The sequence below is a fragment of the Pseudoleptotrichia goodfellowii genome (genome assembly GCF_007990505.1).
Classification (GTDB): Bacteria; Fusobacteriota; Fusobacteriia; order Fusobacteriales; family Leptotrichiaceae; genus Pseudoleptotrichia; species Pseudoleptotrichia goodfellowii.
On record NZ_AP019822.1, the window covers coordinates 552,708 to 568,276 of the forward strand.

Consider the following 15,569-nt stretch of genomic DNA (forward strand, 5'->3'; position numbering starts at 1 on the left):
TGTATATAATTGTATAGATTTTTTCAGTACATTCAAAAGTTCAATTATTTTTTTTCTTTTGATTCAAAAAATAATTTAGTATCAAAAAAAATATTTAGGTAAAATTGATATCATATAATTGTCAGTCATAAAAAAATTAAGAAGGGAAAAATTTAATTATGGAAAAAATCAAGTGGATTTTAAATACAATGTCTAAATCTGATGGAGATAGAAGTATTGAGATTTTAACAGAAGATAAAGTAATTAAGGCTAAAAAGTTTCATGAAAGTTTTCCGCAATATTGCGAAACTCCTTTAGTAGGATTAGATAATTTATCTAAGAATTTAGGGGTTTCAGGAATTTATATAAAAGATGAATCTTATAGATTCGGATTAAATGCTTTTAAGGTTTTAGGCGGCTCTTATGCGATGGCAAAATATTTGGCAAAAAAATTGGAGAAAGATATTTCAGAATTATCTTATGAAAAATTAATATCTGAAAAAGTAAAGAAAGAGTTGGGAGAAATTACTTTTTATACTGCTACAGATGGTAATCATGGTAGGGGAGTCGCATGGACAGCCAATAAATTGAAACAGAAATCAGTGGTTTATATGCCTAAAGGTTCTTCAAAAACAAGATTAAAGAACATTTTATCTGAAGGGGCGGAGGCGAGTATAACAGAATTGAATTATGATGATGCTGTAAGGCTTGCAGCTAAAAATGCTGAAAAAAATAACGGAGTAATAATACAGGATACGGCTTGGGAAGGATATACCGATATACCGACATGGATTATGCAAGGATATGGGACAATGGCTATAGAAGCTAAAAAGCAGCTTGAAAAATACGGAGTCGACAGACCGACTCATATATTTATTCAAGCGGGTGTAGGTTCATTAGCAGGAACTATACAAGGTTTTTTTGCTTCAACTTATAAAGATAATATTCCTATAACAATAGTAGTAGAACCTAATTCAGCAGATTGTTATTACAGATCGGCAGTACAGGGGGATGGAAAACCGGTAAATGTAGGAGGAGATATGCAGACTTTAATGGCAGGTTTGGCATGTGGAGAACCTAATATAATAGGATTTGAAATATTGAAAAATTATGCAACTGCTTTTTTATCCTGTCCGGATTATATAGCAGCTAAAGGAATGAGGATTTCAGCAGCACCGTTAAGAGGAGATCAGCAGATAATTTCGGGAGAATCAGGAGCAGTATCTTTAGGAAGTTTATTTTCTATTTTGAAAGACGATTATTATAAAGAATTACGAAAAAAATTGAAGTTAGATGAGAATTCGAAAATTTTGCTCTTTAATACGGAAGGAAATACGGACCCTGATAAGTATACAGATATAGTATGGGATGGAGAATATCCTAGTAAATAAAATAATAAGTTTTTGGAGGTAAACAAGATGAATTATGAAGAAATCAAAAGAAAATCTGAAAATTACAAATCCGATATGACAAAATTTTTAAGAGAGTTAGTACAAATAAAGGGAGAAAGTGCTGAAGAAAAAGGACATGCATTAAGACTTAAGGAAGAAATGGAAAAAGTAGGATTTGATAAAGTTGAAATTGATCCTCAAGGAAATGTTTTAGGTTATATGGGAAACGGACCAAGAATAATAGCTTTTGATGGTCATATAGACACAGTAGGAATAGGAGAAATAAGAAATTGGACATTTGATCCTTATGAAGGATATGAAACGGAAGAAGAAATAGGAGGAAGAGGAACCAGTGATCAATTAGGAGGAATCGTTTCAGCAGTTTATGGAGCTAAAATAATGAAAGAGCTTGAGTTAATAGATCCGGAGTATACAATTTTAGTAGTTGGAAGTGTACAAGAAGAAGATTGTGACGGTTTATGCTGGCAATATATAATAAAAGAAGATAAGATCCGCCCTGAATTTGTTGTGTCTACAGAACCTACAGATAGTGGAATATACAGGGGACAAAGAGGGAGAATGGAGATAAGAGTTGAAGTTAAAGGGATTTCCTGTCATGGGTCCGCACCTGAAAGAGGAGATAATGCAATTTATAAAATGGCAGATATTTTGCAGGATATACGTTCTTTAAATGAAAATGGTGTTTCTGAAGGAACCGAAATAAAAGGTTTAATAAAAATGTTGGATAAAAAGTATAATTCTGAATGGAAAGAGGCTAATTTTCTTGGAAGAGGAACAATAACAGTTTCACAAATATTCTATACAAGTCCAAGTAGATGTGCAGTTGCTGATTTTTGTGCTGTTTCTCTTGATAGAAGAATGACAGCCGGAGAAACTTGGGAGTATTGTTTGGAAGAAATAAGACAGTTACCGGCAGTTAAAAAATATAAAAATGATGTAACGATTTTAATGTATGATTATGATAGACCGTCGTATACAGGATTAGTTTATCCTATAGAATGTTATTTTCCTACATGGACACTTCCTGAAGATCATAAAGTGACATTGTCTTTAAAAGAAGCATATGAATCTTTATATGGAGAAAAAAGAACAGGTTCAAAATCAATTATAGAAACAAGAATAAATAGACCTCTTGTGGATAAATGGACATTCTCAACAAATGGAGTTTCAATTATGGGAAGAAATGGAATACCTGTAATAGGGTTTGGACCGGGAGCAGAAGCTCAAGCACATGCACCTAATGAAAAAAGCTGGAAAAATGATCTGGTAGTGTGTGCAGCTGTTTATGCAGCATTACCTGAAATATATAAAACAAAATAATAATGAGAACTTCCTGTAATAAAATAAAAAAATTAGAAAAATTGCATCAAAAAAATTAATTATATTGAAATATTGATAAAAAATATTAAATGATAATATAAATTCAATAAAAGGATAATATTTTGTTTTGGAGGATGAAATATAATTGAGTTTTTAATTAATCTATTTTTGTGGGAGTGATTTTATGAAAAAGTTTCAACAAGATAATCATGGCATATGGGATTTAACAAAAGAGGGATTACAAGAAATAGAAAAATATGAAACGATTTATACAAATGATACAAAACCTATTTCCAGTAAGGAAAGAGAATGGGGAAGTTGGGACATTGCTGCATTATGGATAGGAATTATGGTTTCAATTCCGGTTTATATGTTGGCGAGTGGTTTAATTGCATCAGGAATGAATTGGTGGCAATCAATTTCAGTTATTGTTTTAGGGCATACAATTGTAATAATACCTGCAACACTTCTTGGTCATTCAGGGACAAAATACGGTATAAGTTATCCATTGGTATCTAAATTGATTTTTGGACCTAAAGGTAATATTTTTCCGACAATGGTTAGAGCTTTTTTAGGATGTTTTTGGTTCGGAATTCAATGCTGGATAGGAGGTATGGCTGTAGATTCAATGATATCAGCTATTATACCTGCTTGGATACAAATTAATGGACATTTATTTGTTTGTTATGGGATCTTTTTGTTATTAAATGTTTACATAGGGTATACCGGTTCCAAAGCTGTAAAATATATGGAAAGTTATGCTGCACCTGTATTAATAATAATGGGATTGGCAGTTATAATATGGGCATATAGAGTTTCCGGAGGTTTTGGGAAACTTTTAACCCATAGTGTTGCACAAGGAGGAAAAAATAATTTTTGGAAACTGTTTTTTCCTTCTTTAACTGCAATGATAGCTTTTGATGGAACTATAGCTTTAAATATATCAGATTTTACAAGACATGCAAAAACTCAAAAAGCACAAATTTCAGGTCAATTTATAGGTGCCCCTGTAATGACAGCTTTTATTGTTTTTGTGGGAATTTGCGGAACAGTAGCATCTGCAATCAGTTTTGGAAGTCCTATTTGGAATCCTGCTGAATTAGTATCGAAATTTAAAAATCCGTTAATAGTAATTCTATTTTCCATATTTATAATATTGGCAACTTTAACAACTAATGTTGCAGCTAATCTCGTTCCACCGGGAATTATCTTCTCTAATCTTTTTGCGAAATTTTTAACATACAAAAAAGCCATAATTATTGTAGGTTTTTTGGCTATAGTTGCACAACCTTGGAAAGTGTTGGAAAATCCTAATAACTATATATATGAAGTAAACGGAGCTTTAGCAACCTTTTTAGGACCGATGGCAGGAATATATTTAGCTTCTTATTGGCTGGAGTATAAATCAAATATTGAGTTGGTAGATTTATACAGAATAGATGGCGGAAAATATTATTATGATAAAGGAGTAAATAAAATAGCAATAATTTCACTTTTCTTAATAACATTATTTTTATATTTCGGGAAATTTTCAGACTCTTTTTATAAGATATTTTATGAAAATTCTTATGTTTTAGGCTTACTGATAGGAATGTTTGTTTATATTTTGCTAATAAAAATTTTTAATAAAAATAATTCAATAGGAGGATAAAAATATGTTGATAAAAAATGCTTTAATTGCAACTGCAAGTGATTTATATCCGGGAGATATTTATATTAAAGATGGAGTAATAAAAGAAATAGGAGAAAATTTAAATATAGATGACAATGAAATTATAGATGCAGAAGGAAATTATGTAATTCCCGGTGGAGTAGATGTACATACTCATTTTAGTCTTGATGTAGGAATTGCAATTTCAAACGATGATTTTAGAACAGGGACAATTGCAGCTGCCTGTGGAGGAACAACTTCAATAGTAGACCATATAGGACAAGGTCCCGTAGGAAGTACTTTAAAAAGCAGAATAAAACATTATCATGAACTCGCAGACGGAAAAGCAGTAATAGATTATTCATTTCACGGAGTTATAGCTTATAATGCGGATGAAGAAAAGATAAAAGATATGAAAGAACTTATAAAAGAAGGAATAGAAAGTTATAAAATTTATATGACTTATGGACAGAGAATAGGAGATGAAGAAGCTTTAAAAGTATTAAAAACCGCTAAAGAAAATAATGCTATAGTTTCAGTGCATCCTGAAAATCATGCAGCTGTTGAATATTTAAGAAAGTATTATGTAGAAAACGGGATGACTTCGGCAGAGTATCATCCGAAAAGCAGACCTGAAGAATGTGAAGCTGAAGCTATAAACAGAATAATAACATTAGCACATATTGTAGGGGATGCACCGATATATATAGTACATTTGACTTCAGATATGGGACTTGATTATGTAAAAATGGCCAGAAAAAGAGGACAAAAAAATATATATGTGGAGACATGTACTCAATATCTTGTTTTAGATGAAGAATTGTATAAATTGCCCGGAACAGAAGGTCTAAAATATGTTATGAGTCCGCCTTTAAGAAATAAATCCAATCAGGAAAAATTATGGAGAGGAATAAAGAATGGAGATATCCAGGTAGTTGCGACAGATCATTGCCCATTCTCATATGAGAAAGAAAAAGTGCCTATGGGAAAAGACGACTTTACAAAATGTCCTAACGGAGCACCCGGAGTAGAAGCAAGAATACCTGTATTATTTTCAGAAGGAGTTATGAAAGGTCGTATTTCAATTAATAAGTTTGTTGAAGTGACAAGTACAAATCCTGCAAAAATTTGCGGAATGTATCCGAAAAAAGGTTCAATTGCTGTAGGAAGTGATGCTGATTTAGTAATAATTAATAAAAATAAAAAAATTAATATTACGAAATCATTATTTCATGAAAATGTTGATTATACAAGCTATGAAGGGTTGGAATTACAAGGATATCCCATAATGACTATCGTAAGAGGAAAAGTAATAGTTAAAAATAATGAGTTTATAGGGGAAGAAGGATATGGTCAGTTTATAAAAAGATATAAAAACAATGATCTGGTTATTTACTAAAGTAATTTAAAAACATGCGGTAATTCTATAATCTAAAGGATGCCTCATTTATAAATTTTTGTTATTCTCATATAAATTTTATAAAGTTAACTTTGATAATAAATTTTTCAAAAATATTGCTTTCTTATTATGAGGCATTCCTTTAAAAGGTTAATATTATTATGAAATTATAAAAAGAGCAAAAACTGAAAATCATAAAATTAAAACCCGGACAATCTCCTAATCACACCATTTATAAAAACATAAGGATCTATGTGTCTCTGTTTTATCTCTATTTTTCTGTTTGATTGTAAAAAAGATTCAAAATACTTTTTGTTAATGATATTTTCAAGTTCCTTTTCGTAATGGGAATTTTTGATTTTTTCCAATATAATTTCTTCAGTGAAATTAAAGTCTTTCAATTCAATAATTTTTTCGTGCAAGGCTTTAGACAGTAAATTTGCTAACACGGTATTAATATATTTATTTAAGGGATCGTTGAAATATTCCACAGTTTCTTTAAAATACAGTTCTTTAAAATATTTTCCTGCTTCAATCGAATTAAAACATAATATATTTTTATGAACAATTATATGATTCAGTAAAAAGTTTATATCATCTTTTGTAATGAGTTTTTGTCTGAATAAATCTCTGAAAGTATAGTCTATTCTGTCAAAAGATAAATCGGGAAGGTCTGCGTCCAAAAGATTGTAATTAGTTGACATGATTATGTCAAGATTAAGATTGTGTTTTTTAAAAATACCAAAGAGTTCTTTATTTTTCAGAAAATCTTCTTGAATAATCTCATGATAATCTTCGTTATTATTTTTCAAAATATAGTCTATAACATGAGAAAAAGCAGAGTGAGAGATGTCATGAAGAAGAGATTTTATCTGTTCTTCAACATTTCCTCCGAATTTTAAGGATAAAATCATTGTACCTACAGAATGCTCATATCTGGTAACATTCCACAATTCGTTTACTAAATATCCTCCGCCTGACTGATGTATGTTTTTAAGTCTTTTAAAAATAGAACTTTCCATTATCTCAAAAATTATATCATTTACATAGTATTTCCCGTATAACTCGTCAATAATTTCATTCATTTCGGGTTTCTCCTTATTTTGAATCGCTATCTGCTTTAAGAAGTTTCGATGCTTCTCCGTTTACGAGATTATAACAGACTTTTTGCTGATTTGAAGGAAGAAACTTCGCATAAATGTTTTCCTTCAACGAAAAATTTATTTTGACTTTGTGATTTATTATCTTCGGCAAAAAACGCTTCACTCATTGATTTTTTGTTATTGACTGAAAATATAAGGACTTTTGTGTACTTTTCTTTGTCTTTTGATTGAGCGTAAACAAACAATTCAGGTGAACCGTCAGAATCCAAATCTGCAACTTCCGAATTTGCAATTTTGTAATTTTCAATGTCAAAAGTTTCGTTATATTCCACTTCGGATAATCCCTTTGTAGAAATGCTGACGATATTTTTATTATCTTTATTTTCAGAAGAAATTTTAAATTCTATACCATCTGAGTTTAAAATTTTATTATATTCCTGATTTTTATTTTCTGTTACTTCTTTTTTTGTTTCAGGTTTATTGCTATTGCAAGATAATAAAAATATTATTACTGAAAAAGTTAAAAATATTTTTTTCATAGTTTAAGTTCCTTTCAAAATTAATTATTTTTACTGAAAATAAAAGGCTTATACAGTTTCCTGTTCGGGTATAAATATTATCATAGCACAATTAAAATAGCAATAGAATTTTTATTGTTTTGAATTTGAAAAATATTGTTATTTATATTGTAGATTTTTCTTGATTAAAGTGATAAAATAACTATGAAAAATTATAAAATTAAAAGGAGTCCTGTGATGTTTAAAATATTTGAAAACATATCCCATACAGTTTTGCATAAAGGAAAAGAATTTAAAATCGAAGGAATTGAATATGATTCGAGAAAAATAAAGGAAAATTTTGTTTTTGCCGCAATGAAAGGAAGCAGTGTCAATGGTCATGAGTTTATACAAAAAGCCATAGATAACGGTGCGAAAATGATAATTGTCGAAGAAAATATAGAAGTATCCAAGTACGATAAATATGAGGATATATCTTTTGTGTTTGTGGAAGATGTGAGAAAACATCTGGGAATTATCGCGTCTAATTATTACGGATATCCGCAAGACAAGATAAAGATAATAGGAATAACAGGAACAAACGGGAAAACAACATCGAGTTATATACTGGAAAACATTCTTGAAAAAACTGCAAGAATAGGAACTACAGGGAACAGAATACTTGACGAAGAATTTGAAACCGTAAATACTACTCCTGAATCACTTGAACTTGTGAAATTAATAAATGAAAGTGTGAAAAGAGGAGTGGAATATTTTATAATGGAAGTCAGCTCGCATGCTCTTGAGATTGGAAGAGTAAACATGCTCAAATTTGATTCGGCAATATTTACCAATCTGACTCAGGATCATTTGGATTTTCATAAAACTATGGAAAATTATTTTAATGCGAAAAGAAAAATATTTTCCATGCTTAGAAACAGTGGAACAGGAACAGTCAATATAGATGACGGATACGGAAAAAGAATAATCGAAGAAAAAAAGGATGCAGAAAATGTATGTTACAAAACGGTCAGCATAAAAGATAAAAATGCGGATTTGTACGGAGAAATAGCTGAATATACCAACGACGGAATGAAAATAAAAATCGTGCATAACGGTAAAGAATATTTTGCAAATATAAATCTGGTAGGAGAATATAATTTATACAATGTTTTAGGCTGTGCAGCATCTGCACTGGCTTTAGGTATAGAAATAGAAAAAATTATAGAAAAACTTCAGAAAATGCCTTCGGTTCCAGGAAGATTTGAAACTGTAAAGAATAATAAAAATGCAAGAATTGTAGTAGATTACGCACATACTGATGACGGGTTGACAAACATCGGGAAAACTTTGAGAAAAATAACTGATAATAGAGTAATTACAGTATTCGGTGCAGGAGGGGACAGAGATAACAAAAAAAGACCTAAAATGGCAAAAGCTGCTGCTGAATTTAGTGATTTTATAATACTTACTTCGGATAATCCGAGAACTGAAAATCCGGCGAATATTTTAAAAGAAGTGGAAGCGGGACTTATTGAAATAAATTTTCCGAAAGATAAATATACTGTTATTGAAGACAGAGAACAGGCTATAAAATATGCAGTTCAGGAAATGACAGGAGAAGGAGACAGTCTTCTTATAGCCGGAAAAGGGCATGAAACTTATCAAATTATAGGTAAAGAAAAAAGACATTTTGATGACAGAGAAATTGCAAAAAAATATTTGATATAATTACAGTTTTTTGATACACTTGTTTTGTATAAAAAATTGAAGGGAGTGATTTTTAAGAAATGAAAAAAATTATTTTGTTGTTGGGTATTGCTTTATTGATGGTTGCCTGCGGAGGAAAAAGTGAAGGAAGTAAAGGTTCAGAAAGTAAAGAGTTGAACATATACACATGGACATACTTCATACCGCAGGAAGTAATAGATGATTTTCAAAAAGAAACAGGAATAAAAGTAAACCTCAGTTACTATGATAATAACGATGTGATGATTGCTAAATTAATGTCAGGTGCCAAAGGTTTTGACATAATTTCGCCGTCTACTGATTATGTTGATATATTGATAAAAAACGGATTAATAGAAAAATTGGATAAATCGAAATTAGGACAGACATTCAATAATTTAGATGCAGATAATTTAAAATTAATGGAACATTCTAAAATATATGATCTGGGATTGGACTATTCTATACCTTATTCTTTCTCGGCAACAGGAATTGCAGTTAATAAGAAGTTTATGAAAGATTATCCTCAGTCTTTTGATATATTCGGATTAGCTCAATATAAAGGAAAAATGACAATGCTTGATGACGGAAGAGAAGTTATAGGAGCTACTCTTCAATATTTAGGATATCTTTCGGATTCTTCAAATGACAAAGAATTACAGGAAGCTAAAAATAAGATTCTGGAATGGAAAAAGAATCTTGCAAAATTTGATGCCACTGCATTCGGTAAAAGTGTTGTTACAGGAGAGTTTTATGCGGCACATGGATATGCCGAAAATGTTTACGGTGAATTGGAAGAGTCCGAGTACAGTAATTATGATTATTTCATACCTAAAGGTGCGATGATGTACATCGACAGTATGGCTATTGTCAAAAATGCACCGAATAAGGAAAATGCTTATAAATTTTTGGAGTTTTTATACAGACCTGAAAACTTTATAAAAGTATACGAGCAGTTTAAAGCTCCGTCAGTAATAAAAGGTGTAGAAGAAAAATCTCAGGTAAAAGCTATCGTAAAATCAAAACAGGTAGTGGAAAATGCAAAATTGCCGGGAGCATTATCCGATGAAGCGAAAGAAAAACAGGATAAAATATGGAATGAGATAAAGTTGTCGAATTAGTCTATTTTTTTGAAAAATAGCAAAAAATTATTTTATCTTCCTTTTTTCAAAAAAGGAAGCGAAAAATTATCCGACTAAAATTTTACTAACTCGAAATAATTTCATTCCACTATAAAAACAACAAACTCGCTTCGGATTAGGAATCCTCGCTCAAACAGTTGTTTTTATGACGTTGCATTTATTATTTCTCGAAGTAAAATTTTAATGTCGGTAAATAATAAAATATTAATAATAAATTGTGGGTCCCGCATTTTCAGATTATTTCTGAGAGTGCGGGATTTTTGAAAGTAATTTTTGTTTTATAATCGTAGTGTATTGACATTGTCATTAAAAAAGAATATAATAATTTATATCATAACAGAAGGAGAGTTTATGGCAAACACAAATTTAAATATTCGAACGGACATTGATGTGAAAAAAAAGGCAAATGCGATATTTCAGGAACTTGGAATGTCAATGACAACAGCTGTTAATTTATTTCTTAAAACTGCTATAAGAGAAAATGGGATACCTTTTTCATTGAAATTGGAAACACCGAATGAAATGACTATTAAAGCAATAGAAGAAGGTAGAAAAATTGCTGAAAATAAAGAAATTGAGGGGTTTTCAAATATTAAAGATTTGAAAAAAGCACTTGAAGTATGAAATATAAAGTTAAATTTACAGGGCAATTTAAAAAAGATTTGAAATTATTAAAAAAACAGGGCAAAGATGTAGATAAATTGTTTGAAGTTATTGAAATTTTAGCAAATGGAAAAAAATTGAAAGAAAAATATAGAGAACATAATTTAACAGGAAATTATAAAGGTACCAAAGAATGCCATGTTGATCCGGATTGGCTGTTAATATATGAATTTTATGATGATATATTAGTTCTCCTGTTATTGCGTACAGGTTCCCATTCCGAACTTTTTTGAATTTAAAAATAAAAAAATTTAGGGGAAATAATCCCCTAAAGAAATAAATTATCTCACAAAACTGACATTATCAAGTATTTCTTTTGTAGTGTCGGTTTTATTCATTGTGTATAAATGGATACCTCTTATATCGTTGGATAAAAGTTCGATAATCTGTTCTGTTGCATAAGCGATACCCGCTTTTTTCATAGAATCGGGATTGCTTCCGTATTTATCGAGGATTTTTTCAAGCTTTGAAGGTATTTTAGAATTACAGAGGGCAGTAATCCTTTTTATTTGTGCGGCATTTGTAACAGGAATTATTCCTGCCACTAATGGCACATTTATACTCAGTTTTTTAGCCTGTTCTCTGAATCTTAAAAAAGTTTCATTTTCAAAGAATATTTGAGAAATAAGAAAATTCGCACCTAAATCCACTTTTTCTTTTAAATGAAATAAATCAATCAAATCATTATTTTCATAATGAGTTTCGGGATAGAATGCCGCTCCTATGGAAAAATCTTCATTTTCTTTTATATCTTTTATCAGATCCGAAGCATATTTATAGTCGCCTCTATTGTAAATAGACTCGTCTTCTCCTTGAGGAATATCACCTCTTAGAGCCAGTATGTTTTTAATATTGTTATTTTTCAATTCTTTCAAAAAATTGGCTATTTCCTGTTTTTTACTTCCGATACATGTAAGATGAGCTAAAGTTTCTATTTTAAGCTCATTTTTTATATAGGATGCGATTTCTACAGTCCCCGCTTTTGTAGTACCTCCTGCTCCATAAGTAACACTTATAAAATCAGGCTTATAACTCGCAAGTTCTTTGGTTACCGCTTTGAGTTTTTCTTCGGAAAAATTTTTATTCGGCGGAAATATCTCAAAAGAAAAAACAGGATTTTTATTTTCGTATAAATCTTTAATTTTCATAAATCTCCTTTCAATATTATAAAATAGCGATAAAAAAGACCCGGAAAACTAAACCGGATCTTGAAAACTCCTCCATACAGAAAAGCACAATTGAAACAATCAATTTCATTATTATGTATTTATTAATAAATCACAATATTCCCCATTATATCGCTAATTTACTATCAAAATCGGTTATTGACTGTTTGAGAAACTCATAACGAATGTATTTTACTACATAAATGTCCATTTGTAAAATTGATTGATTTTATATGAAGGATATAAACTGTTTATGTTTATTTTAATGAAAAAGCTTTGTGGTAAACAGGACCTACGTATTCGTTGAGTTTGAAAGATTCTTTTAAAGCATCTGTTATACATTTTTTAGTTGTGTTCATAGCTTCGGTGACAGATTTTCCTTTAGTCAGTTCAGCTGTTAATGAAGCAGCAAATGTACATCCTGCACCGTGAGTGTAAGGAGTGTTTATTTTTTCTGATTCAAAAATTTCAAAATCTTTTCCGTTATATACTACATCTATGGAAATTTTATCACTTAGGGCTTTTCCTCCTTTGATAACAACGTTTTTCGGACCCAAATCATATATTTTTTTAGCTGCTTCTTTCAAATCGTCAAGGGAATGTATAGGAGCAACTCCTGCTAACTGTGCTGCTTCAAATAAATTCGGAGTAACAGCTGTAGCATAAGGAAGTAAATGTTTTTGCATAGCTATCGTATTTTCAGGGAAAAGAACTTCGTCTGTTCCTTTACAGACCATAACAGGATCCACGACTTTAATAACCGAAGAGTCACATTTTTTCAAAAGAGAACCTGCATATTCTATAATTTCTACAGTCGGCAGCATTCCTGTTTTTACTCCGTCTACGCCGATACCTTCAAAAACTGTCTGTGCCTGTTCTTTTATAGTATTCATATCAATAGGGAAAACCTTATGATTCCAGTTTTTATCCATAGTAACTATTACTGTGAGGACATTCATGCCGTAAACTCCACGTTCCTGAAAAGTTTTAAGATCGGCTTGGATTCCTGCACCTCCGCTTGTATCCGAACCTGCGATAGTAACTACTTTTTTTAAATTTGCCATTTTAAAGACCTCCTGATTTTAAATTTCCATATTAATTATACCCGATGTTATGTAAAAATCAATATGAAAGTTAATATTTTTTGTTTAAAAAATTTTTAAAATATAATATTTTTAAATTTGACTTTATTACAAATTTTTTGTAAAATATCTATATATTAAGATTGTTTCAAAATAGAGGAAATAAAGTTTTCACTAACTTTTATTCTTGGAAACGGTCTGTTTTGGATAAATTATTGGAGGTAATATAAAATGAGTTTGCTTAATTTAAAAGGAGTTAAATCCGAAGTTGAAGGAAAGCCTATTCTGAAAGGTGTGGATTTAACCATTGATAAAGGAGAAGTACATGTAATAATGGGGCCTAACGGTGCAGGAAAGTCTACCCTTGCAAGTATTCTCGTAGGACATCCCAAACATGAAATAGTTGACGGAGAAATTATACTTGATGGAGAAAATATAAATGATTTGGAAGTAGATGAAAGAGCTCAAAGGGGTATTTTTTTGTCGTTTCAGTATCCTGAAGAAATACCGGGATTAACAGTGGAAGATTTTTTGAGAACTGCAAAAGAAGCGGTAACAGGAGAGAAACAGTATATGATGCAATTTCATAATGAACTTATAGAAAAAATGGAGAAATTGCATATAAATCCCGAATATGCTGAAAGACATTTGAATGTAGGGTTTTCAGGGGGAGAAAAAAAGAAAAATGAAATATTGCAGATGGCTGTTTTGGAGCCTAAATTGGCAATACTTGATGAAACTGATTCGGGGCTTGATATAGATGCTACAAAAATAGTGTTTGAAGGAGTAAAATCACTTAAAACTCCTGATACTGCAATGCTTATTATAACTCACTACGATAAGGTTCTGGAATATCTGCAACCTGACTTTGTTCATATTCTGATGGACGGAAAAATCGTTAAAACAGGAGGAAAAGAACTGGTTGAAAGTATTGAGAAACATGGATATTCTAAAATAAAAAAGGAGCTGGGGTTATAATCCCGAGTTTTGAGAAGGCGGTTAGTAAAAATGGAAGAAAGCAGAAATAAAACATATGTTGCGGATATTGAAAGAGGTGTATATGATATTAAAGATGAAATGCACCATAAATATACAACAGGCAAAGGACTTACAGAAGAAATTATAAGAAAAATATCCGAAAAGAAAAATGAACCGGAGTGGATGCTGGAATTAAGACTGAAAGCATTGGAAGTGTTTAATTCAAAGCCTATGCCGACTTGGGGAGCAGATTTGTCGGATTTGGATATAAATCAGATAATACACTATTTGGAGCCGGATTCAAAAATAATGAGTGATAACTGGGACGATGTACCTGATTATATAAGAGCGACATTTGACAGGCTGGGAATACCTGAAGCTGAAAAGCAGTCTCTTGCAGGAGTGGGAGCTCAATATGATTCGGAAGTCGTGTATCACAGTTTACATAAAGAACTTGAAGAGCAGGGAGTAGTTTATACGGATATTGAAACGGCATTACATACACATGAAGATATAATAAAAGAATATTTTATGAAAGTAATAAAAATGACAGATCATAAATTTGCAGCATTGCATGCTGCAGTGTGGTCAGGAGGATCGTTTGTTTATGTTCCGAAAGGTGTAAAAGTAAATCAGCCTTTACAGTCGTACTTCAGATTGAATGCTGCCGAAGCGGGACAATTCGAGCATACACTGATAATCGTTGAAGAAGGAGCAGATTTACATTTTATAGAAGGATGTTCGGCACCGAAATACAGAAGAAATGCTTTACATGCCGGAGCCGTAGAGCTTATAGTAAGAAAAGGTGCGAGAATGAGATATTCTACAATAGAGAACTGGTCAAGAAATCTATATAATTTGAATACAAAAAGAGCATTAATAGATGAAGACGGTATTATGGAATGGGTATCGGGATCATTCGGTTCGAGGGCGACAATGCTTTATCCGGGAACGATATTAAGAGGAGAAAGAGCAAGATGTGAATTTACAGGAGTTACGTTTGCTTCTACGGGACAGTATCTGGATACAGGTTGTAAAATTGTGCATGCAGCACCTTACACAACATCTACAGTACATTCAAAATCAATTTCAAAAAACGGAGGAAATGCTTTTTACAGAGGATACTTACATATTGCAAAAGATGCACATGGCTGTAAATCCACTGTGGAATGTGAATCGTTAATGCTTGACAATGAATCTCATTCGGATACTATACCTATTATCGAAATAAATAATGACAGTGTAGATATAGGGCATGAAGCAAAGATAGGAAGAATAAGTGATGAAGCGATATTCTATCTGATGTCGAGAGGAATCAGTAAAGACGAAGCAAAGGCAATGATAGTAAGAGGATTTGTCGAGCCTATTTCCAAAGAGCTTCCTCTTGAATATGCTGTAGAATTGAACAAATTAATCGAATTGGAACTTGAAGGAACGATAGGTTAATTA

14 protein-coding genes are annotated in these 15,569 nt (G+C 31.3%); 10 read left to right on the forward strand and 4 right to left on the reverse strand.

What is annotated here, in order from left to right; genetic code table 11:
* Positions 1–158 precede the first annotated feature (158 nt).
* From dpaL to hydA, 4 genes are all read left to right on the forward strand, one after another.
* On the forward strand, positions 159–1,370 hold the full coding sequence (gene dpaL, locus FVE72_RS02820) for a diaminopropionate ammonia-lyase (RefSeq protein WP_026737172.1): 1,212 nt from the start codon (positions 159–161) through the stop codon (positions 1,368–1,370).
* A gap of 27 nt (positions 1,371–1,397) precedes the next feature.
* On the forward strand, positions 1,398–2,711 hold the full coding sequence (locus FVE72_RS02825) for a YgeY family selenium metabolism-linked hydrolase (RefSeq protein WP_026737173.1): 1,314 nt from the start codon (positions 1,398–1,400) through the stop codon (positions 2,709–2,711).
* Positions 2,712–2,895: 184 nt separating this feature from the next.
* Positions 2,896–4,362, forward strand: coding sequence for an NCS1 family nucleobase:cation symporter-1 (locus FVE72_RS02830; protein ID WP_026737174.1), 1,467 nt, complete (start codon positions 2,896–2,898; stop codon positions 4,360–4,362).
* A 4-nt stretch (positions 4,363–4,366) separates the two neighbouring features.
* Positions 4,367–5,761: a dihydropyrimidinase gene (hydA, locus tag FVE72_RS02835; protein ID WP_026737175.1), complete on the forward strand. Its 1,395-nt coding sequence runs from the start codon at positions 4,367–4,369 to the stop codon at positions 5,759–5,761.
* A 200-nt stretch (positions 5,762–5,961) separates the two neighbouring features.
* Here hydA and FVE72_RS02840 read toward each other — a convergent pair whose 3' ends face one another.
* On the reverse strand, positions 5,962–6,846 hold the full coding sequence (locus tag FVE72_RS02840) for an HD domain-containing protein (protein WP_051411731.1): 885 nt from the start codon (positions 6,844–6,846) through the stop codon (positions 5,962–5,964).
* A gap of 68 nt (positions 6,847–6,914) precedes the next feature.
* On the reverse strand, positions 6,915–7,403 hold the full coding sequence (locus FVE72_RS02845; protein ID WP_026737176.1) for a hypothetical protein: 489 nt from the start codon (positions 7,401–7,403) through the stop codon (positions 6,915–6,917).
* Between the two features lie 216 nt (positions 7,404–7,619).
* On the opposite strand from FVE72_RS02845, the gene FVE72_RS02850 reads away from it, so the two are divergent.
* The 4 genes from FVE72_RS02850 to FVE72_RS02865 all read left to right on the forward strand — a co-directional run bounded on the left by FVE72_RS02850 (position 7,620) and on the right by FVE72_RS02865 (position 11,127).
* Entirely contained in the window at positions 7,620–9,092 is a 1,473-nt protein-coding gene (locus FVE72_RS02850) for a UDP-N-acetylmuramoyl-L-alanyl-D-glutamate--2,6-diaminopimelate ligase (protein WP_026737177.1), read from the forward strand.
* Positions 9,093–9,151: 59 nt separating this feature from the next.
* Positions 9,152–10,210 carry an extracellular solute-binding protein gene (locus tag FVE72_RS02855; RefSeq protein WP_026737178.1) on the forward strand — a complete coding sequence of 353 codons (1,059 nt, stop codon included), beginning with the start codon at positions 9,152–9,154 and terminating at the stop codon, positions 10,208–10,210.
* 372 nt (positions 10,211–10,582) lie between these two features.
* Positions 10,583–10,855, forward strand: coding sequence for a type II toxin-antitoxin system RelB/DinJ family antitoxin (locus FVE72_RS02860; protein WP_006806688.1), 273 nt, complete (start codon positions 10,583–10,585; stop codon positions 10,853–10,855).
* Positions 10,852–11,127 carry a type II toxin-antitoxin system YafQ family toxin gene (locus FVE72_RS02865; protein WP_026737179.1) on the forward strand — a complete coding sequence of 92 codons (276 nt, stop codon included), beginning with the start codon at positions 10,852–10,854 and terminating at the stop codon, positions 11,125–11,127. Before FVE72_RS02860 ends, FVE72_RS02865 begins: the two co-directional genes overlap by 4 nt.
* A 48-nt stretch (positions 11,128–11,175) precedes the next feature.
* Here FVE72_RS02865 and metF read toward each other — a convergent pair whose 3' ends face one another.
* Together metF and thiD are read right to left on the reverse strand one after the other, a co-directional pair.
* Complete coding sequence (gene metF, locus FVE72_RS02870) at positions 11,176–12,042, reverse strand: methylenetetrahydrofolate reductase [NAD(P)H] (protein ID WP_026737180.1); 867 nt, start codon at positions 12,040–12,042, stop codon at positions 11,176–11,178.
* Between the two features lie 275 nt (positions 12,043–12,317).
* On the reverse strand, positions 12,318–13,124 hold the full coding sequence (thiD, locus tag FVE72_RS02875; RefSeq protein WP_026737181.1) for a bifunctional hydroxymethylpyrimidine kinase/phosphomethylpyrimidine kinase: 807 nt from the start codon (positions 13,122–13,124) through the stop codon (positions 12,318–12,320).
* Between the two features lie 249 nt (positions 13,125–13,373).
* On the opposite strand from thiD, the gene sufC reads away from it, so the two are divergent.
* Both sufC and sufB read left to right on the forward strand, forming a co-directional pair.
* The gene (sufC, locus tag FVE72_RS02880; protein ID WP_026737182.1) at positions 13,374–14,120 is read left to right on the forward strand and encodes a Fe-S cluster assembly ATPase SufC; all 747 of its coding nucleotides are present in this window, start codon (positions 13,374–13,376) and stop codon (positions 14,118–14,120) included.
* Positions 14,121–14,150: 30 nt separating this feature from the next.
* Positions 14,151–15,566, forward strand: coding sequence for a Fe-S cluster assembly protein SufB (sufB, locus tag FVE72_RS02885; protein WP_026737183.1), 1,416 nt, complete (start codon positions 14,151–14,153; stop codon positions 15,564–15,566).
* The last annotated feature ends 3 nt before the right edge of the window (positions 15,567–15,569 follow it).